At 65.8% G+C, this 21029-nt stretch carries 9 protein-coding genes and 5 pseudogenes; 8 read left to right on the top strand and 6 right to left on the bottom strand.

Features of this window, described 5'->3' with window-relative positions; all coding sequences use genetic code 11:
- Positions 1–529: 529 nt before the first annotated feature.
- The 3 genes and pseudogenes from ACT2FV_RS14090 to ACT2FV_RS14080 form a co-directional block, all read left to right on the top strand.
- Entirely contained in the window at positions 530–5218 is a 4689-nt protein-coding gene (locus ACT2FV_RS14090) for a YadA-like family protein (protein ID WP_444504125.1), read from the top strand.
- Positions 5219–5340: 122 nt separating this feature from the next.
- Complete coding sequence (locus ACT2FV_RS14085; RefSeq protein ID WP_124629150.1) at positions 5341–6003, top strand: OmpA family protein; 663 nt, start codon at positions 5341–5343, stop codon at positions 6001–6003.
- Positions 6004–6368: 365 nt separating this feature from the next.
- A pseudogene (locus ACT2FV_RS14080) lies at positions 6369–6713 on the top strand (hypothetical protein); the annotation flags it as partial.
- Here the strand turns inward: ACT2FV_RS14080 and ACT2FV_RS14075 are convergent.
- Positions 6709–7122, bottom strand: a pseudogene (locus ACT2FV_RS14075) (hypothetical protein); the annotation flags it as partial. The pseudogenes ACT2FV_RS14080 and ACT2FV_RS14075 overlap by 5 nt on opposite strands.
- A 657-nt stretch (positions 7123–7779) precedes the next feature.
- On the opposite strand from ACT2FV_RS14075, the gene ACT2FV_RS14070 reads away from it, so the two are divergent.
- Positions 7780–9954, top strand: coding sequence for a TonB-dependent siderophore receptor (locus ACT2FV_RS14070; protein ID WP_444504124.1), 2175 nt, complete (start codon positions 7780–7782; stop codon positions 9952–9954).
- Positions 9955–9983: 29 nt separating this feature from the next.
- Here the strand turns inward: ACT2FV_RS14070 and ACT2FV_RS14065 are convergent, their stop codons facing one another.
- Positions 9984–10790, bottom strand: coding sequence for a response regulator transcription factor (locus ACT2FV_RS14065; protein WP_151047953.1), 807 nt, complete (start codon positions 10788–10790; stop codon positions 9984–9986).
- A gap of 317 nt (positions 10791–11107) precedes the next feature.
- Between ACT2FV_RS14065 and ACT2FV_RS14060 the strand changes: the two genes are divergently transcribed.
- From ACT2FV_RS14060 to ACT2FV_RS14045, 4 genes and pseudogenes are all read left to right on the top strand, one after another.
- Complete coding sequence (locus tag ACT2FV_RS14060) at positions 11108–11347, top strand: hypothetical protein (protein WP_444504123.1); 240 nt, start codon at positions 11108–11110, stop codon at positions 11345–11347.
- Between the two features lie 591 nt (positions 11348–11938).
- Positions 11939–15532, top strand: a complete 3594-nt coding sequence (locus ACT2FV_RS14055; protein WP_444504122.1) for a YadA family autotransporter adhesin — start codon at positions 11939–11941, stop codon at positions 15530–15532.
- 423 nt (positions 15533–15955) lie between these two features.
- Positions 15956–16189, top strand: a pseudogene (locus ACT2FV_RS14050) (IS6 family transposase); the annotation flags it as partial.
- A 327-nt stretch (positions 16190–16516) separates the two neighbouring features.
- A pseudogene (locus ACT2FV_RS14045) lies at positions 16517–16741 on the top strand (zinc-binding alcohol dehydrogenase family protein); the annotation flags it as partial.
- A gap of 5 nt (positions 16742–16746) precedes the next feature.
- Here ACT2FV_RS14045 and ACT2FV_RS14040 read toward each other — a convergent pair.
- From ACT2FV_RS14040 to ACT2FV_RS14025, 4 genes and pseudogenes are all read right to left on the bottom strand, one after another.
- Complete coding sequence (locus ACT2FV_RS14040) at positions 16747–17451, bottom strand: SDR family NAD(P)-dependent oxidoreductase (RefSeq protein WP_174912599.1); 705 nt, start codon at positions 17449–17451, stop codon at positions 16747–16749.
- Positions 17452–17473: 22 nt separating this feature from the next.
- Positions 17474–18268: a DeoR/GlpR family DNA-binding transcription regulator gene (locus tag ACT2FV_RS14035; RefSeq protein ID WP_124629162.1), complete on the bottom strand. Its 795-nt coding sequence runs from the start codon at positions 18266–18268 to the stop codon at positions 17474–17476.
- 104 nt (positions 18269–18372) lie between these two features.
- A complete protein-coding gene (locus ACT2FV_RS14030; RefSeq protein WP_151047957.1) occupies positions 18373–19560 on the bottom strand; it encodes a sialidase family protein in 1188 nt (395 codons plus the stop codon).
- Between the two features lie 23 nt (positions 19561–19583).
- A pseudogene (locus tag ACT2FV_RS14025) lies at positions 19584–21003 on the bottom strand (sodium:solute symporter family protein).
- Between the last annotated feature and the right edge of the window lie 26 nt (positions 21004–21029).

The raw sequence follows: 21029 nt of genomic DNA, 5'->3' as shown, positions 1-21029 counted from the left end.
CAAAAGCATGGCAGATCAAAGCACCGGTTCTCGCGAACCGTTGTCGGCTGTCAGCGGCCGCGGGCCGGCGGCGCATGCATCTGCTCCGGGGGCCACGTGGGGGCATCCTCCCCCCGAATGACACTGCGCGGGCCGCGCGCCGGTTCGGCGCGGCATCCGTCCATCCGGCGTCTGAACGACGCCCTCTCATGAGATTCGAGGTCGCCTGAGGTTCGGCGCGACGGCGTGCGCACGCGTTCTTTCGCGGTGTGGCGCGCCGCGCGCCGCCCCGGTCCGGTGGCCCGGTTTCCATGATTCGATAAACCGCGAGCGTTGTCGTGCCTCGTGTCGTCCGGACACGGGCCGCGTACGGTCGCGTGCTCGCGACGTGCGTCGCGTGTGTCGTGCAGAGCCATCCGGCATTGAAGTTAGAAGTCCGAAGTAGGTTGCGGCGCGTCGCGAGGCGGGTGAAAACGGAGACGGAGACAGTCTTCGCCCGGCCGCGTTCGCTGTTGCGTCATCCAGCACATGTGAACCGAGGGAAAACAAGATGAACAAGTCGTTCAAGTCGATCTGGAACGAAGCACTGGGCGCCTGGGTCGCGGCGTCGGAGCTCGACCGCGCGCGCGGCAAGCGGGTTGCGTCGTCGAGAAGCGCGTGCACGCATGCGGCGGACGCGGGCACCGTCGCGGGCATCGCGACGAAGCCGGTGCTCTCGCCCAGGCGGCTCGTCGTGATGATGGCGGCCGCGTATCTCGGGCTGTTCCAGACCGGTGCGCATGCGCAGTATTCGGCGGGCGGCGGCTCCGCGACCGGCGGTGCCAGTTCGATCGCGATCGGTAACGGCTCGGTCGCGTCGCAGGTGAATTCGACCGCATACGGCAACCTGTCGACGGCGGCGGGCGTGTCGTCCACGGCGATCGGGCCGGGCGCACACGCGATGGGCAGCGGATCGACGGCCATCGGCATCAATGCGCAGGCAACCGGCGTCAACAGCGCGTCGATGGGCGTGCAGGCGATCGGATCCGGCGACTATTCGGTCGCGATCGGCAATCTCTCGAGCGCGACCCAAAGCGGCGGGGTGGCGATCGGCAGCGGCGCGGCCGCGACCGGCGTGTCTGCGGTCGGGCTCGGCAACAATGCGCTGGCGTCCGGCCAGTATGCGGCCGCGCTCGGTCTCGGGGCGAGCGCGGCGGGGGCGCAAAGTGTCTCGCTCGGTTACGCGTCGAATGCAACCAATACGGGCTCGGTTGCGCTCGGCAATCAGTCGACGAGTTCGGGCGCGGCCGGAGTTGCGGTGGGCAGCGGCGCGCTGGCTTCCGGAAATTCAGGTGTGGCGATGGGCGTCAACAGCGGCGCGAAGGGCACCTCGTCGATCGCGATCGGCTGGGGCGGCACCGCCGGCGTGCCCGGTTCGGGCACGCAGTCGCTCGGCACCAGTTCGATCGCAATGGGCTCGAAAACGACGGCCGGCGCCGACAACGCGATTGCGTTCGGCCTGAGCGCCAATGCGTCGGGCCTCAGTTCGGTCGCGATGGGCGTTCAGTCGAGCGCGACGCAGCAGTTCGGCGTGGCGCTGGGCAATCTCGCGCTCGCAACCGGCATATCGGCGACGGCGCTGGGCCCCGGCGCGACGGCATCGGCCGTCAATGCGACGGCGATCGGCATCAACAGTGTCGCGGCGGCGGGTTCCACCCTGGCCCTGGGCGACAGCAATTCGGTTGCCGCCGCGGCGGGTGCGGGCTCGATCGCCGGCGGGAACAACTCGAAGGTGCTGGGCGGTATCGGTGCGGTGGCACTCGGGTTTGGCCAGACCGTGAGCGGCAACGGCGCGGTGGCAATCGGCGATCCGAGCACCGCGATCGGCACCGGCGCGGTCACGATGGGGTCGAACAACACCGCGAACGGCGACGGCGCGGTGGCGATCGGCAATACGAACAATGCGCAGGGCACCGGCTCGATCGCGCTCGGCAATACGTCGACCGCGGCGGCAGCGGGCGCGGTGGCGTTCGGCGCGTCGGCGGTGGCGAACAATACGAACGACGTCGCGCTCGGCTCCGGGTCGGTGACGGCCGCGCCGAATCCCACCTCGACCGGCACCATCGGCGGCGTCACGTATACCTTCAACGGCGTCAATCCGACCAGCGTGGTCAGCGTCGGCGCGGTGGGCAGCGAGCGACAGATCACCAACGTCGCCGCGGGGCGGATCAGTTCGACGAGCACCGACGCGATCAACGGCTCGCAGCTCGCTGCGACGAACGAGGCGGTGACGTCGCTGTCGACGTCGACGCTGTCCAGCATCACGTCGTTGTCGACCGGGGTGTCGTCGCTGTCGACGGGGCTGTCGTCGGCGAACAGTTCGATCACATCGCTGTCCACGTCCACTTCGACGGGGATCAGTTCGCTGTCTACGGGCCTGAGCTCGACCAACAGCTCGGTGACGTCGTTGTCGACGTCGACGTCGACGGGGATCAGCTCGTTGTCTACGGGCCTGAGCTCGACCAACAGCGCCGTGACGTCGTTGTCGACGTCCACCTCTACCGGCCTGTCGTCGGTCAATAGCGCGATCACGTCGTTGTCCACGTCGACGTCGACAGGGATCAGCTCGTTGTCTACGGGCCTGAGCTCGACCAACAGCGCCGTGACGTCGTTGTCGACGTCCACCTCTACCGGCCTGTCGTCGGCCAATAGCGCGATCACGTCGTTGTCCACGTCGACGTCGACAGGGATCAGCTCGTTGTCTACGGGCCTGAGCTCGACCAACAGCGCCGTGACATCGTTGTCGACGTCCACCTCTACCGGGCTGTCGTCGGCCAATAGCGCGATCACGTCGCTGTCGACGTCGACGTCGACGGGGATCAGCTCGCTGTCGACAGGCCTGAGTTCGACGAACAGCACGGTGACGTCGCTGTCTACCTCAACGTCGACGGGCATCAGCTCGTTGTCGACCGGCCTGAGCTCGACGAACAGCACGGTAACGTCGCTGTCGACGTCGACGTCGACGGGGATCAGCTCGCTGTCGACCGGCCTGAGTTCGACGAACAGCACGGTGACGTCGCTGTCGACGTCGACGTCGACGGGGATCAGCTCGCTGTCGACGGGCCTGAGTTCGACGAACAGCACGGTGACGTCGCTGTCTACCTCAACGTCGACGGGGATCAGCTCGTTGTCCACCGGCCTGAGTTCGACGAACAGCACGGTGACGTCGCTGTCTACCTCAACGTCGACGGGGATCAGCTCGTTGTCGACCGGCTTGAGTTCGACGAACAGCACGATCACGTCGTTGTCGACGTCCACCTCGACCGGCATCAGTTCGCTGTCTACCGGCCTGAGCTCGACGAACAGCACGATCACGTCGTTGTCGACGTCCGCGTCGACCGCCGTCGGCTCGCTGTCGACCGGCCTGTCCAGCACCAACAGCAACCTGACGTCGCTGTCGACCGCGACGTCGACGGGCATCAGTTCGCTGTCGACCGGCCTCAGTTCGATCGCATCGAACAACGGCAACCTCGGCAACAGCACGGCTGGCGCGCTCGGCGGCGGCGCGACCTACAACCCGACGACCGGGACGATCTCGGCGCCGTCCTACGTGACCTACAACAGCGACGGCTCGACGACGGTCAACAACAACGTCGGCTCGGCGATCGACAACATCAACGCGAACGGTATCAAGTATTTCCACGCGAACTCGACCGCACCGGACAGCCAGGCGCTCGGCGTCGACAGCGTGGCGATCGGGCCGAATGCGATCTCGCGGGTGGACGGCGGCATCGCGCTCGGCTCGGGTTCGGTGTCCGATCGTCCGATCGTGCAGTCGTCCGGGTTCCTGCGCAACGGCAGCGCGTCGATTCCGTTCGATACGACCGACGAGAAGCTGCTCGGCGCGGTGTCGCTCGGCGATGCGACGGGCAAGTCCTATCGCCAGATCACCAATGTCGCGGACGGCACGGGGCAACACGATGCAGTAACGGTGCGGCAGCTGACCGGCGCGTTGCAGTCGTTCGCGGTCACGCCCCAGAAGTACTTCCACGCGAATTCGACCGCGGCGGATTCGCTCGCGGTCGGCGCGGAATCGGTCGCAGTGGGGCCGACGACTGTGGTGAACGGCGATAACGGCGTGGGCATCGGCAACGGCGCGATCGTCGACCAGACGGCTCCCGGAGGCATCGCGATCGGGCAGGCCGCGAGTTCCGCGCAAGCCGACGCGATCGCGCTCGGCAGCGGCGCGACGGCGACCGGCGCACAGTCCGTCGCGCAGGGCGCCAATGCGGTCGCGGTCAGCGTGGGCAGCGTCGCGCTCGGTTCCGGCGCGCGCAGTACCGCGACCGATGCGCTCGCGCTCGGGGCCGGCGCGTCGTCGACGTTCGCGAACAGCGTCGCGCTCGGCGCGGGTTCGCTGACGACGGTCGGCGCACTGACGAACTACATCGCGTACGGCCTGACCAGCCCGCAATCGTCGGCAGGCGAAGTGAACGTCGGCAACCGGCAGATCACCGGCCTTGCGGCAGGCAAGAACGGCACGGACGCGGTGAACGTGTCGCAGCTCGACTCGGTCGCGAATCAGCTGACGACGCTGATCGACCAGCGCACGGCGAACGGCTCGTATTCGACGAATCCGACCGGCACGAAGATTGATCCGGTGACGGTCGGCTCGAATTCGTCGGCGGGCGGCTCGGGCTCGGTGGCATCGGGATCGAACAGCACGGCGGTCGGCAACGCGTCGACGGCGTCCGGCAACGGCTCGACCGCGCTCGGTGTCGGCGCGACCTCGTCGGGCAACAACTCGGCCGCGATCGGCGCCGGCAGCAATGACGGCGGCCGGTCGAACGTGGTCGCGGTCGGCTCGGCGGATTCGCCGCGGCAGGTCGCCAACGTCGCGGCGGGCACGCAGGGCACCGACGCGGTGAACGTCAATCAGCTGAATGCCGTGTCGAACCAGTTCACGCAGTCGCTGAACACGGTCAACAACCAACTCACACAGATGCAGCAGCAGATCCAGCAGACCGACTCGATGGCGCGCGAGGGGATCGCCGCAACGGCCGCGATGGCGTCGATCCCGCACATGGACCGCGATTCGAACTTCGCGATGGGGGTCGGCACGGCGACGTTCCAGGGCCAGAAGGCCATGGCGGTCGGCATGCAGGCGCGCATCACGGAGAACCTGAAGGCGACGCTGAACGGCGGTTTCGCCGGCAGCCAGCGCGTCGTCGGCGCCGGCATGTTGTATCAGTGGAAGTGATCGAGCGCGCAACGGTTCGCTCCGGCACGCGCTGCCGGAGCGAATCACACGGAACGCATGCGAATGCGGCTGCGCCGAGCGCATCGCATTCGCTGCGCCCATCGCATTTTCGGAGTTATCAAGTGAAAAAACACCATCTTGCATTGCTGGCATCCGTCGTTTCCCTGGCCGCGTGTTCGAGCGCATCGGGGCCGACGTACAACGCATACGAACTGCAGCCGCGCGACGGCGTTAGGACCTTCCGCGTCGACTGCCACGGCATCCTGTCGAGCGAGAAGACCTGCATGAAAGTCGCGACGCGCATGTGCGGCAGCGACGCAGTGCGCACGATCGATTCCACGGCGCCGTTCCGCGAAGGCGCGGACCCGCGCTCGCTCGTGTTCCAGTGCGGCGCTCCCGCCGCGCCGGCCCCGGCAGCCGCACCGGCCGCGCCCGTGGCCGCCGAGAAAGTCAGCCTGACGGGCGATGCGTACTTCGCGACCGACTCCGCCACGCTGACGCCCACCGCGCAGGCCGCGCTCGACACGTTGCTGAATCGTCAGGGCGACAAGCAATTCTCGCGGGTGGACGTGACCGGCTATACCGACTCGACCGGCTCGGATACACACAATCTGTCGCTGTCGCGACGTCGTGCCGAGGCCGTCGCATCGTATTTGCGCGAACATGGGCTGAAGGCGGATTCGTTTGCGGCGACCGGGCGAGGCGAAGCCGATCCGGCGGCGTCAAACGATACCGCGGAAGGGCGGGCGCGCAACCGCCGCGTGGAAATCCTGCTGCAGAAGTAGCCGGGGCGACATGGCGATCACACGCGCGGCCGTCGAAACCGGACGGCCCGCGTGTCGCTCCGCGCGTTGCCGGCCTGCCCGGTGGCGGGGTGGCGATCCCGTCATGGAAAACTGTATGAATATACGGCAGAGTATCCGTCGAACCGGAGCCGCCCGGGCATGACCCGTGCGGCACGTGCGCCGCGCGTGCGGGCATCCGCCGCAGCGTTTCGGCACCGAGAATTCCGGCTAACTCATCCAGACGGGCAGGCAAATTGTCATCCAGCAATCTGATCCGCATTCGCGGAGCACGTCAGCACAACCTCAAGAACCTCGATCTCGACCTGCGCACCGGCGAAATGACGGTCGTCACCGGCCCCCCGTCGGGCTCCGGCAAGTCGAGCCTCGTCTTCGACACGCCGGAAGCGGAAAACGCGCTGGCCGAGCCGCAGGTGTGGCGTTTCTCCACCGGGCTGCACGACCCGGACAGCGACCTGCGCTACGCGGAGCCGCAGGCGGCACTGTTCTCGTTCAACTCGGCCTACGGCGCATGCGAGACCTGCCGCGGCTTCGGGCGCGTGATCGGCGTCGATCTCGGCCTCGTGATCCCCGACGCGCGCAAGACGCTGCGCGGCGGCGCGATCAAGCCGATGCAGACGCCCGCCTGGAAGGAGTGCCAGGACGACCTGATGCGCTACGCGGCGAAGGCGGACATCCGCCGCGACACGCCGCCGACAGCGTGATCGACGCGTCCGTCGCCGTGTAGACGGGCGTTGCCTCGAACCCGTCGACCGTCACCGTCGAGAACTGCGCGGATCCGGCCGCGCCGTCGATCAGTGCGATGGTGTCGCCGGCTTTGGGCGTGTAGCCGTTCACGAACTTCACGTGCAGCGTGCCGCCCGCGACGGTGAACGAGCCGCCCACGCGCAGGCGTCCGCCGCCGTTGCCGTCGATGTCGATGTCGAGTTCGAGCGTCGTGTTGTCGAGCTGCGTATAGCGGGCGGCGATCGTCACGGGCGCGCTGGCCGCGATCCGGATGCCGCCGCCGGAGCCGACGTACACGTCGCCGTTGCCGAACGCCGTCGGGGACGCGGCGGCGAGCGTGCCGCCGCCGACCTGCGTGCCGCCCGTATAGGTGTTGCACCGGATCCGGGCCGAAATTGCCTGTCGTTGATGGTTGCGTCGTTCGTTGGCGAGACCCGCTCGCGGGCACCGCGGGCGAGCGGGGCGACGCCTCGCCGGGTGCAATCTTGAGCACCATTGAAATCAGTCATCGCATGACGGCGCGAAGTGTAACGGAAGCATCACCGCGACGAAATAAAAAGTTGTCACGAAACAACTTGTCGATCCGATAGTGATTGTCACGAATCGATTGATTAACATGCTATTGAAATTGAAATAAATGGTGATTGATGTGCTTGCGAGATATTATCGTCGCCGGCCTGCGCGAAGGACACGCATCATGTGTGTCGACCGATATCGGATCGTTTTTTCCGTGTTGTCATACAACCGATAACATTATGTGGTTCTACACACCGTATGTCGGCTCGCGGGCCGGGACAACCCCATCCAGGCGCGGCTATGCCGGCGTCGTCCGACGGATGAACGACCACCGCGCGACGTTCGGCCGGTATGATCGCTGCGCTCGCGAACGACGCAATCGGCCAGTGCATGCCGACGCGTGCGTGACCGACGTCACCGGCACGGCACTCGCGGCAGCGCAGGACGGACGCCGGCGACTCACCGGGCCTCGATCGGGCCGAACGGGCCAGGACAGCACGACGGAGTATTGAAACGATGTTGATGGAGACAGGTGCGGCGCGACGCGCGTGGGCGATCGCTGCCGGGGGAACATTGTGCATGGCGGCCGCAGGCGGCGCGCATGCGCAGGCGCCGAACGCCGGCGCCACGACGGCCGTGCTGCGGCCCATCGACGTGACCGGCAACGCCGGCGGATCGTCGGTCGGGCTCGTCGGGCTGCGCACCGCCGCCGGCACGAAGACCGACACGCCGGTGGCCGAGATTCCGCAGACGACCAACATCGTGACCGCGCAGCAGATCGAGATGACCGGCGCGGCCGACCTGAACCAGGCGCTGCGTTATGTGCCGGGCTTCGCGACGTTCGGCGCCGACAGCCGGACCGACTGGTATGCGGCGCTGCGCGGCTTCACGCCGACGCTGTACGTCGACGGCGTGCCGGCGCCGAATACGGCCGTCATCGCGAACTGGCGTGTCGACCCATACACGATCGACTCGATCGCGGTGCTGCGCGGGCCGACGTCGGTGCTGTACGGCGCGGGCGAGCCCGGCGCGATCGTCGACGCGCACACGAAACTCGCCGACGGCGAGCGCGTGCGCGAAGCCGGCGTGCAGATCGGCAACCATGCGCGCAAGCAATTCATGGTCGATGTCGGCGACCAGCTCGACCCGGACGGCCGGTATGCGTATCGCTTCGTCGGCATCGCACGCGACGGCAACGCATGGACCGGCCCGAATGCCGACCGGCGCGTCGCGCTCGCGCCGTCGTTTCGCTGGCGGCCGACCGCCGACACGTCGCTGACATTCTCCGCATCGTTCCTGCAGGACAGCGGCGACATCTCGTCGAACTTCCTGCCCGCGTCCGGGACGGTGCTGCCGAACCCGAACGGCCGCCTGTCGCAGGACATCTACATGGGCGACCCGTCGTTCAACGACTACCGGAAGAAGCAATGGTCGCTCGGCTACGCGCTGGAGCACCGCGTGGATGCGATATGGACGCTGCACCAGGACGTACGCTGGTCGCACCTGTCGCTCGACGACGCGACGGTGTTCGGCACGGGCCTGGTGCCCCGCAGCACGACGAACATGATGCGTTTCGCGGGGCTGTTCCAGCTCAACTACAGCCGGCTCGATATCGACAACCACGCGCAGGCGCGCTTCGGCACGGGGCCGCTCGAACACACGCTGCTGCTCGGCGTGCAGTTCGACCGGCAGACGACGACCAACAGCGTATGGCTCGCGCTGGCGCCGTCGCTGAACCTGTACCACCCCGTCTATCGGCCGGTCACGGCCGCGATCTTTACCGGCCCGACGTCGCTCGGCCATGTCGACCAGTACACGGCGATGAACGCGGTCGGCGTGTACGCGCAGGACCAGATCCGCTGGCAGCGCTGGACGATGACGCTCGGCGGCCGCGAGGATCGTGTGAATACACGGTTCGACGGCCGGACGGTCGGTACGCATTCGCGGCAGGACGACAGCGCGTTTTCCGGGCGCGTCGGGCTCGCCTATCAGGGCGATGTGGGGCTGTCGCCGTATGTGAGTTATTCGACGTCGTTCGATCCGGTCATCGGCGTGCGGATTTATGGTGGCGGCCTGCCGAAGCCGACGCGCGGCACGCAGACGGAAGCCGGGCTGCGCTGGCAACCGCCGGGCAAGAATCTGATGCTGAGCGCGGCCGTTTATCGGATCGACCAGACCAACGTCGTGACGCCGGCGCCGGCGAATCTCGACCCCACCGGCACGACGTCCGTGCAGACCGGCAAGGTGCGCTCGCGCGGCATCGAGCTGAGCGCGCTCGGCAAGGTGACCCGCGAGCTGTCGATCGTCGCGTCGTATATGTATCAGGACGTCAAGAACGTGCAGGCGAACGACGCGTCGCTGAACAACTGGCCGGTGTCCGTGCCGCTGCCGCGGCAGATGGCGTCGATGTGGGCCGACTGGACCTGGCATGCGGGCGCGCTGTCGGGCCTCGGGATCGGCGCCGGCGTGCGCTATCAGAGCGCGTCGGCCGGCGCGCCCGACAATTCGCTGACGGTATCCAGCTTTACGCTGTACGACCTGGCGATGCACTACGAGATGCGCCACTGGCGGTTCGCGTTCAACGTCGCGAACCTGTTCGACCGGCGTTACGTCAGCGGCTGCCAGTCGTACGCCGTGTGCGTGTTCGGCAACGAGCGGACGGTGCTGGCCAGCGCGAGATACAACTGGTAGCGCAGCATCGCGGGCACGCCGAACGCGGCCTACGCGCCGCGTTGCGGTTCACGGGTCGCGGCGCGCCGGCTCGCGTGGCGCTGGCGCCGCCACTCGGTCGGCGTGATGCCGAAACGTTCGCGGAAGGCGGTCGCGAAGTTCGCCGGCGTGGAAAAGCCGATTTCCTTCGCGATGCTGGCGATGCTGAGCGACGTCGAATCCAGGAGATCCTGCGCGATCCGAAGCCGCTCGTGCCGCAGATACTCGAACACGGTCTGGCCGAGATTGTCGCGAAACGCGCGCGACAACCGCTTTTCATGCGTGCCGACCGCACGCGCCAGTTGCTCGACCGTCGGCGGATCGTTCAGCGTCCGCGACAGGTGGCGAATGGCCGCGCGCACGATGATGTCGTCGTCCATGCCGGCCGCGAACGGGCTTGCCGTGTCCGACGGCCGGTCGCGCTTCGCCCGCGCGAGCTGCACGCGAATCCGCGCGAGTACCTCGACCGGTTCGAACGGCTTCACCACATAGTCGACGCCGCCGATTTCCAGCCCCTCGAGGCGTTCGTGCAATTCGCCGGCCACGGTCAGGAAGATGACCGGAATCGCGCTCGTCAGCGGATCGGCGGCAAGCCGCCGGCACGCGGTGAAACCGTCCATGCGCGGCATGCGGACATCCATCAGGATCACATCGGGCATGAGCGCCTGCGCGCGCTGGCACGCCTGCGCCCCGTCGGATGCGATGCTGATCCGGCAGCCCGTACCGCGCAGTATGTCGATCAGCAAACGCAGCTGGTCGGGCTGATCGTCGACGATCAGGACATGGGCGTCGCTCAATGCGGAGATCGATGGGGGCATCGTGCACCTGTTCTGGAAAGGCGGCTGGCCGAGATCCCGCGGGCGGCCTGCCCGGTGTGGGGAATCGTCGGACGCCGCTCTATGACGACGCGCAAATGCGTCGCACGCTCGTATCGATATTCGGATTGCGCCGGACTGCGCGGCCGGCAACCGGCCGGCGCAATACCGGGCGTTCGTTGTTTTGATCGCTGAACCGGTAATGACACGGACGATTGCGGTGGTGGCGTCGTGAGTGATCGCGGCTGCCGGTATCGATGCGAGCGGAATTGTAGGAGCATATTTCGATTCCCGCCAGATGGTCTGTCGATAATCGAGTCATGGCGTTTTACATATTTTCAATTATGTGGTGGTTCGTGCCTGCGGTGCCGGGCGTCGATATTCGTCAAAAACCCGCGGATTCCATGTGTGTCCGGGATGCAATCGTGCAATTTTCTGGCTCTCCGGTGGAGGGTTGTCCGATGCCGTTTTATTTGAATGCGCTCGATCAAAGTATTTATCCGCTTCTAAAAACATTCCGATTGAATACGGTAGATCGCAATCGTTTGCGAGATGATTGAATTATAGGTAACTCATTGAATATATTGAATTTTACAATCTATAAACAATGTCGCCTTTAATAATTATCGATCGTGTCTCATAATTCGTCCGAACTTTGAGCGACGGATGGCGCCGGACACCGGGAGACGAGGCGAACAGCGGCGGATGTTGCGCAATTGGAGTCCGAGGCATCAGTTGATGCATGCGTGGGCGAATGTCCTGCGCATGCGAACAGAAATCCGGTCGCCGGAGATGCAATAAAAGAAACGGGGTTGGTCGCGCTCGGCGCGTCATCAGATTCGGAGTGTTTATAAAGACGGGTTGAATCTCGCGATTCAACGGGGATGAGCTCGTCCATAAATAACGATACGCATTCCTGATGATGTGGCGATTTAACGGAATGGGTCGTAAAGAGACGGCGTGCCTGTGCCATCGAATGCCCTGGCGATTTGCTCGGTGTCGATGCATGTCGCGCTCGCCATGGCGAGGCTGGGCATCGTGGCCAGGTTCCGCACCGAAGTCGTATTCGTAATCGCAGTCGAAGTCGAAGCTGTCAACAAAATTAAGTAGTCCGTATTCAAACCAGACGCTACAAAACGGAGCAGAACAGCATGAAGAGGAACCAGATTTCGGCGCTTGCCGCCGCCATGTTCACGGGTGCAGGTGTGCTGATCGCGGGGGTCGCGCACGCGGACAATTTCGTCGACCGTGGCAACCCGGACAACGCGCTGAACGGCCAATGCATCGACGGGACCAACCCGCTTTGCGTGGCGACGAAAAGCGGGAGTTTCGTCGCGGTGAGCACCACGAACGTTACGCAGGGCACGAATGCGAAGGCCGGTTCCAGCGGTATCGCGATCGGCGACCAGTCGAATGCGAGCAGCAAGGGCGGCAGCAGCAGCGGCGGTGCGATTGCGATCGGGGTCGGCTCGCAGGCATTGGCGAACTCGGCAACGGCAATCGGTACGGTGGCGGTCGCGCAAGGCAATACGGCGCTCGCGATCGGTCGCCAGTCGGCTGCAATCGGCGATTTCTCGATGGCGCTCGGCAACGTCGCCGATGCGCACGGCACGAGCTCGATCGCGCTCGGCCACTCTGCGCTGGCCAGCGGCGATCGCTCGATCGCGATCGGCGGCGCGAACCCGACGTCGAGCGACGGCGTATCGAACGGCGCCGCGTACGACGCAGCGACGCAGACGCGCGCCGGCGGCACGCAATCGGTGGCGATCGGCGCGGGCGCACAGACAAACGACAACAACCAGGTGGCGATCGGCTCGGGCAGCGTCGGCGCGAACAACGGCGGCACGCCGGTGTTCGGCGGCACGGCAGCGCCGGTCGGCGGCGCGGTGTCGTTCGGTGCGCTCGGCAGCGAACGCCAGCTCAAGAACGTCGCGGCCGGCGCGGCCGATACGGATGCCGTCAACGTCCAGCAGCTGAAGAACGTGAACAGCGCGCTCAGCACGAGCATCGGCAACGTCGACGCACACGTGACGTCGGTCGGCAATTCGCTGTCGACTTCGATCACGAACGTCGACCAGCGCGTGACCAGCGTCGGCAACAGCCTTAGCACGAGCATCGTGTCGGCAACGCAGAACGTGGTGAAATACACCGACGATTCGCATGCGGCGATCACGCTCGACGGCAGCAACGGCACCACGATCAGCGGCGTCGCGGCCGGTGTTGCAGACACCGATGCGGTGAACGTCGGCCAGTTGAGGGGCAGCGTCGCGCCGCTGCAAACGTCCATGTCGACGGCGGCTTCGAACATCACGAACCTGCAGAACAGCGTCTCCGGCATCAACTCGTCGCTGAGCACAGCGGCGTCGAACATCGTCAACCTGCAGGCGGCCGATGCGCGCAACGTGAAGTACGACGGCGCGAGCGGGTTCGATTCGGTGACGTTCGCCGGCACGAACGGCACGACCCTGCACAACATCGCGGACGGCAAGGACGTGCACGACGCGGTCAACGTCGGCCAACTGAACGGCGGCCTCGCATCGCTCAGCACGAGCGTGACGAACAACCTCAGCACGACGCTCGGCAACCTGAGCACGTCGATCACCAGCCAGATCGGCAACGCGACGAAGAACGCGGTGCAGTACGACGACGACGCGCACGGCGGCGTCACGCTCGGCGGCAAGGGCGCGCAGGCACCCGTCGGCCTGCACAATGTCGCGGACGGCGTAGCCGCGGGCGATGCGGTGAACGTCGGCCAGCTCGGCAATGTGACCGACACGCTCAATCAGTCGATCACGACAGTCGGCAACCAGGTGACGACGAATACGGGCAACATCGCCGCGCTGCAGCAGGATGCGCTCCAGTGGAACGCGAGCCTCGGCGCGTACGATGCAAGCCACGGCGGCAACGGCCCGCAACTGATCAGCAACGTCGCGGCCGGTAAGAATGGAACCGACGCGGTCAACGTCGACCAGTTGAACGCGGCGATTCAAAGCGGCACGAGCCAGCTCGATGCGCTGGCCGTGAAGTACGACGATGCGAGCAAGCGGCAGGTTTCGCTCGGGGCGGGCAATGGCGGGAGCCCGGTGCGTGTGACCAATGTCGCGGAAGGCAACGTGGCGTCCGGCAGCACCGACGCGGTGAACGGCGCGCAGCTGCGCCGCGCGACCGACGGCACCGCGGCTGCGCTCGGCGGCGGCGCCACGGCGAACCCGGACGGCTCGATCACCGCGCCGGCCTACAAGGTTGGCGGCGGCTCGTTCAACAATGTCGGCGACGCACTCACGAACCTCGACGGCCGCGTCGGCAGCAACACGACGACGCTCGAGAATCAAGAAACGCGCCTCGGCAACGCCGAAACGAACATCGCCGGCAATACCGCCGCGATCGCCGGGCTGCAGCAGGACGCGCTGCAGTTCGACCCGAAACTCGGTGCCTATAGCGCGGCGCGCGGCGGTGCTCCGACCAAGCTGACGAACGTGGCCGACGGCAACGTCGCCGCGGGCAGTACCGACGCGGTGAACGGTGGACAGCTGTCGGGCGTGAAATCCGATCTCGAACAGCAGATCACGCAGGTGTCCAATCAGACCGGCGAGGCCGTGAAGAACGTCGTCAAATACGATGTCGATACGAACGGCAACCGGCTGAATTCGGTCTCGCTCGTCGGCGGCGACGCCAATTCGGCGGTCGTGCTGAAGAACGTCGCGGCGGGCACCAACGATACCGACGCGGTGAACGTGAAGCAACTGAAGGACGTGCAGTCGAATCTCAACCAGCTCGGCGCACTCGCGGTGCAGTACGACGACAGCTCGAAGAGCACGATCACGCTCGGCGGCGCCGGCGGCACGCGCATCACGAATGTGCAGGCCGGCACGCTCGGCGCAACCAGCACGGACGCGGTAAACGGCTCGCAGCTCTACGCGACCAACCAGCAGGTGTCGAAGAACACGACCGACATCTCGAACCTGCAGGGCAGCGTGACCAACATCGCGAACGGCAAGGCCGGCCTCGTGCAGCAACAGGATCCGAACGGCGCGATCACGGTCGGGAAGGACACGGGCGGCACCAGCGTGAACTTCTCGGGCACGGCGGGCGACCGCGTGCTGACCGGCGTCGCGGCGGGCGTGAACGCGAACGATGCGGTCAACGTCGGCCAGTTCAACGCCGCGCTGCAGAACGTGGCGGCCAACGACAAGATCCACACGGCGGCAACCGATGCGAATACGACGTGGATCGCGCGCGCCGATGCGGGATCGATCGGGTCGACGGCGACCGCAACCGGCAAGAACGCGGTGGCGGTGGGCCAGGGTTCCGTCGCCGATCGCGACAATTCGTTCTCGGTCGGCGCGCAGGGCAGCGAGCGCCAGATCACGAACGTCGCGGCCGGGACGGCGCCGACCGACGCGGTGAACGTGCAGCAACTGAACGACAACCTCTCGACCGCTTCGACGCAGGCGAAGAGCTACACCGACCAGCGCATCGGGCAGGTGTACAACTCGTTCAACGACCTGAAGAAGGACATGTACGGCGGCGTCGCGTCGGCGATGGCGGTGGCCGGCTTGCCGCAACCGACGGGCGCGGGCCGCTCGATGGTGTCGGCAGCGACCGCGAACTATCACGGCCAGCAGGGGTTTGCCGCCGGTTACTCGTATGTGACGGAAAGCAACCGCTGGGTCGTCAAGGCGTCGGTGACGGGCAACGCCCGCTCGGACTTCGGCGCGGTGGTGGGCGCGGGTTATCAGTTCTGATGTCGGGCGTAACGCGTTGAACGTTCGGACGTGCCGGCAATGCGCGTGATACCCGGTGCTTGCGACAAGTCCATGGCCCGAGGTCGATTTCTCGACCTCGGGCTGTGATTTGCCGTCGAAAAGGTGAAGTCATCGAGTCCGCCAGGCGTCGCATGAACTTCCGAGTGCAATGCCGGGTGGGTGCATCCGCTCCTTCGGACAATGTCGCCGCGGTGTCACGTTCGACAGTGTCGTCACGCTATGCGTCGCATCAAGGCCAATCTGCCCTGCGGGCAGTCGCTTCGGAGCGTGGTGATCAACGTCGACCGTGATCGGTTGCGCGTCACGCCATCGATCGACGGCGGCCAAACATAAAGAGCCTGAGCCTGAACCGAGTTCGGGCATCAGCTTGGGAGTGCGTGCCTTGATATGCTGGATAAGTGAGCTGCTGTCCGACATGTGTTCGTCAGGGCAGCTGCCCGCGTGAACAATCGCGCCGAGAACAGCCACCAACCGGCTCCGGAACACGAGCGTCGTATGCGAGGGTTTCGCGACCCGCGACGCACGCAACACTTCCTGTCGTGCTTTGGTCCGATCCGCCAACATTTCGCGCTGAAGAGGCACCTATTACGCGCGGCGCTCCATCGCAAACAACTCGCTGCGCGCTTCGACGCCTAGCGCGAGTTCACCAGCGTGGCCCGGAATCCGTCTCCGACAAACTGACATTGTCGTCCGTTGCATTTTCATGCTCGATGGTCGTTAAGTTGACAATGTCGCGTGAACTAACGCAGCGAGCGCGCCACGATCATCGCGTTGGCCCGCACTACCGGAACCCTGACACGGACATCGCCGGTCGATCCCGACGGTCGCGATACGGCTATGCTCGCCCGTCAGTTGCAATGATTCTCCATTCGGTATGCTGAGTTTACCGCTTGCCCATGATCGACGCCCACGGCGGGCTTGTGCAGTGGCGCAGGTTCCGGCAGGTGCGCGCGCGCCTCGTACAAGCGGATTGCTAGCAGCCGCCCGACGGCACTGGGCGCTCCCAAGGCCGCCGCACTACCTTTGACTGCCATTACCGCGTGGGAACTACTGTTCGACCGGCTGAAGATTGCCGAGCGCGGCGGCGTCGAGCAGTGCATGCTGGTGATCAGCGCGGGTGGCGGCGTCGGGTCCATTCTCGTGCAACTCGCGCGCCAATTGACCGCCCTGACGGTGAGCGGCACCGCGCTGTCTTAAAGCGACGCACCGCCGCACATGACGATCTGCTGCCCGGTGATGGCGCTCGCGTCCGCGCTCAGCAGAAAGCCGGTGAGCGCGGCGACTTCCCCGGGCGTGATGAACCGCCCGATCGGCGGCAGGCGGGGAGGCGTTGCCGCGCGTGCCGGATCCCGCAGGAAAGGCGTGTCCGTGGCGCCGGGCGCGACGACGTTGACGGTGATGCCTTTCGGCGCGAGTTCCGCCGCCCAGGACCGCGCCAGGCCCACCAGCGCGGATTTGGTCGCCGCATACTGGCTGCGCGTGGCCGCGCCGTTGGCGGTGCGGCTGCCCAGCAGCACGATGCGTCCGCCGGGGGGCATCCGGGGCACCAGGCGATCGGCCAGAAAGCTCACAGACTCGACGTGCAGGCGCCACATTGCCGCTCCGTCGTCGTGTGAAAGCTGGCCGAGCGGCGCGGTACGCATGAAACCGGCCGCATGCACCAGCGCGTCCGCCGTACCCAGTTCATCGCACACGGGCCCGAGTGCGGCGAAGTCAGTGACGTCGACGGGCACGATTTTGAGCGAATCACGGGCCGTTTCAATGTGTGAGCGGCACAGGCCGGTGACGCGCCAGCCGTCCGACAGCAGACGCTCGACGATCGCCTGTCCGATTCCCGACGACGCGCCCGTGACGACTGCATGGCGCGAACCCGAACCCGACTGCTCCAATTGACCCACGATCGCTCCTGCTGCGTTTGAACTACGATGAACCGGCGGATGTCGGCGCTGTCTTTGTGCTGACCGCATGCACCGTGATCCGCGCTTGCGAATGGAACGGATCGAGCTGCTCGGGCAGCGCTGCGTCGTCCGTCACGAGCGTCCAGTCGCGCTCGAGCGGCGTCCAGTGCTGCTGGCTTGCGCGTCCGAGCTTGTCGGCGGTGACGAGCACGAAGACCTCCGCTGCCTGTCGCATCACGCACTCCTTCAGGTACGACTGCTCACTGCTCGCCTCGCACAAGCCCAGTTCGGCGACCACGCCGTCCGCGCCGAGGAACGCCTTGTCGACGCTCAGGCGACTCAGCGCGATCTGCGCGAGCGGCCCGAGCGTGCTCATGCTGGACGACCGGACGTCGCCGCCGATCACCGTCACCTGAACGCCCGACGCGACGAGCGGGCTCACGACCAGCAGGTTGTTGGTGACGACGTGAACAGCTGTCCGGCCGGCAAGCAGGCGCGCCAGCGCCGCAGTCGTGGTGCCGCCGTCGAGGAACACGGTGTCGCCGTCCTCGACGTACGCGCTCGCCGCGTGCGCGATCGCTTCCTTCTGCTCCTGCGAACTGACGCGCCGCTCCTCGAGCGAGGGCTCGGGCTCATGGCCGCCGACCGCGGCGGCGCCGCCGTAAGTGCGCAGAATGCGGCGGTCGCTCGCGAGCGCACGCAGATCCCGGCGAACCGTGGCTTCCGACATCCCGAAGTGCTCGCACAACGTCGCAACGTCCGTCATGCCCCCGAGCACGGCCTGCAGCATCGCCTCCCGGCGCCTGGTCACTTTCATGTGCGTGAATTCCTGGTCTGATCCAATGGGCGCGCTGGTCTGCGCCTCGAGACCGACAAGTTTATCCAATTGCCGCAGTGACCGGCTGGTTGCACCGGAGGGTGTCATCGGCCGCGAATCCACGCCTCGTCGACGCGCACGTACTTGATCTTCTGGCGGAACCAGGTGAATGCGATGTGCAGCGCGCCATCTTGCGACTGCACGATCGACGGATACGAGTATTCCCGGTTGCGCTGGTCTGCCGAGTTGTTCGTCATGCAGTAGCCGTCACCGATTTCCAGGTTGCGGCGGCGCCGCCACGTCTTGCCGCCGTCTTCGGAGATGGCCAGCGACATCGGCGCGCGTGGCGCGCCCCAGAACGCGGTGCCACGCGCGGACGCCTTCTGGTCGCGCAACTCGCCGTTGTCCTCGGAGTCTTCGATGTCGTCGTACAGCGATGCGCGGCGCTCCGTGCTGTGCGACGCATCGCTTTCGTTGAACACGAGCGCGAGGTGACCGTTCTGCAGCACCGTGAACTGGATAGACGAATTGTTGTTCGGCACCTCGGTCGGCTCGGGCGCGCTCCATGTGCGGCCGTCCGTCGAGCGGCTCGCGTAGACGAAGTCCGCCCAGCGGCTGCGATAGAGTGCCAGCAGCGAGCCGTCGTGCAGGACGTGAACGTTCATGTGCACGCACCCGACGCTGTTGGGCACTTCATGCAGGGTCCACGACGCGCCCTGGTCGTCGGAAACCATGACCGCGCTGACGTCGTCATTGCCGACCCAGCGCTCGCCGGGCTCCGTGCGGCACAGAAATACGGGGCAAATCCACGTGCCGCTATCCAGGGTGATGATCGGCTGGCGGACGAACGTCCCCGGGCGATCGAACAGGGTTTCGACGGGGCCCCAGGTGATGCCGCCGTCCGTCGACACGCGGCGGCGCACGATCGCGGTGTTCTGATGCCCTGACAATTGCGCGGTGTAGATCAGCCACAGGCGGCCGTCCGGTGCGGTGAACAGCACCGGGTTCTGTTCCGAGCGTGTCGGGTCGTCCGACAGCTTGTGGGGCGACGACCACGCGTTCGTCCCGGCCGCGAGACGCGACATGTAGATGGAGACGTCGGGAATGCCTTCCTGGGTACCGCCGAACCAGACGCACAGAAGGTCGCCGTTGTCGAGGCAGTGCAGATTGGCCGCGTGGTTCTGCACGCAGGCGGTCGGCAGAAACGCTTCTTGCCGTTGCGCGTCGGCATACGCCGTGCGAACGCAATGATCCGAAGCGGCGCTTGCCGCGTCAAGCAGGTTCGTGCTCATGAAATGTTTCTCGAGTTGCGAGGTTAGTGCGATTCGCGATGCGTGAGCTGCTTGTCGCGAAGGTTCGAGCCTTCGCCATGAAACAACAGCTTGGCGACGACCAGCACGATCGCGGGGGTGACGAGTGCGACGTACATGTTGTCGATGCCGAACGGATTGCCGAGCAGGTACCAGACCGTTGTGGCGATCGTCGCGAAGATGAGCGCCGAGACGGCGCCGCGCTTGCCGCTGAAGAACGGCAGGTAGATCCCGATCAGCGCAATGATCGAAACGGACAGGCGCAGCGCGCGGCTGAAGAACGATAGCGCGAGAATCTGCGGGACGAACAGCACGAAGAGCAGCGGGAGGAAGCCTACGATCAGCGAGATCCAGCGCGTCATTCTCAGCTCGACATCGGGCGTCGGCTTGAAGCGCGGCACATAGAAGTCCTTGACGATCAGCGAAGCGATCGCCAGCGCGACGGTGCATACGCTGACGAAGATGGATGCCACGAGCGAAATCGTGACGACGCCGGCAAGGATGGGATTCATGTGCTGCAGGAACACCGGCAGCGCGTACAGGCTCTTGATGTCCGGATACAGGTACTTGGCGGTCACGCCGATGAAGCCGAGCGCGAGGGCGATCGGCACGCACAGGAACGCGGCGATCAGCGCAGATGCACGCGCGCCCTCGGGGCTACGGGTCGACGAGATGGCCTGGATGATGAATTGTGTCGAGAAGATCGCGCCGGCCGTGCCGATGATCCATGCGCCGATCGTGCCGCCGGACAGCGCCCCCGTCCACGTGAAATAGTGTGCGGGCATGTGTTGAGCCATCGGCTTGATGCCGCCCGACAGCTTCCATGCGACGCCGACCAGGATGGCGATGCCGAGCAGCTTCACGGCGCTGTGAACGACGGTCAGATATGCGACGCTCTTGAGGCCGCCCCAGACGAAATAGATGGTGCTGACGATGGCAGTGATGAAGGCGGCCGTCGGCAGGTCGATGCGCATGACTGTCGAGATCGCCGCCGCCCCGCTCACGTAGTTGCCCACGTTCACCACGAACAGCGCATAGATCATGATCGCGGAGACGGCTAGCTTCGCGCCATGCCCGTACCGCTGGGCGATGAATCCGGAAATGGTGAACTCGCCGGACGCATACAGTCGCTTGGCCATGAACAGGCCGAAGAACAGAAAGCCGATGGCTGCCGCCAGGACCGACCACGAGGCGGCGAAGCCGGCCGAGAAGGCTTCCTGCGAAGTCCCGACGGTCGATTTGGCGCCGATGAATTCCGACATCAGCAGGATGGCGACCACCAGCGCGGGCATCGAGCGCCCGGCCACCATGAACTGTTCGGAATTACGGCTGCGCAGGCGAATGCTGATCACGCTCGTAATCACGATGTAGACGACCACCATGCCGATGATGGTGGCTGGTGTCCCAATAACTGAAGGTGGCCATCTCTTGTCTCCACGTTACCTTCGGTT

Source organism: Burkholderia sp. PR2 (assembly GCF_052372875.1).
In the GTDB taxonomy this organism is placed as follows: domain Bacteria; phylum Pseudomonadota; class Gammaproteobacteria; order Burkholderiales; family Burkholderiaceae; genus Burkholderia; species Burkholderia diffusa.
Note: the sequence above shows the minus strand (reverse complement) of the source record. Positions and strands in the feature narration are given on the sequence as shown.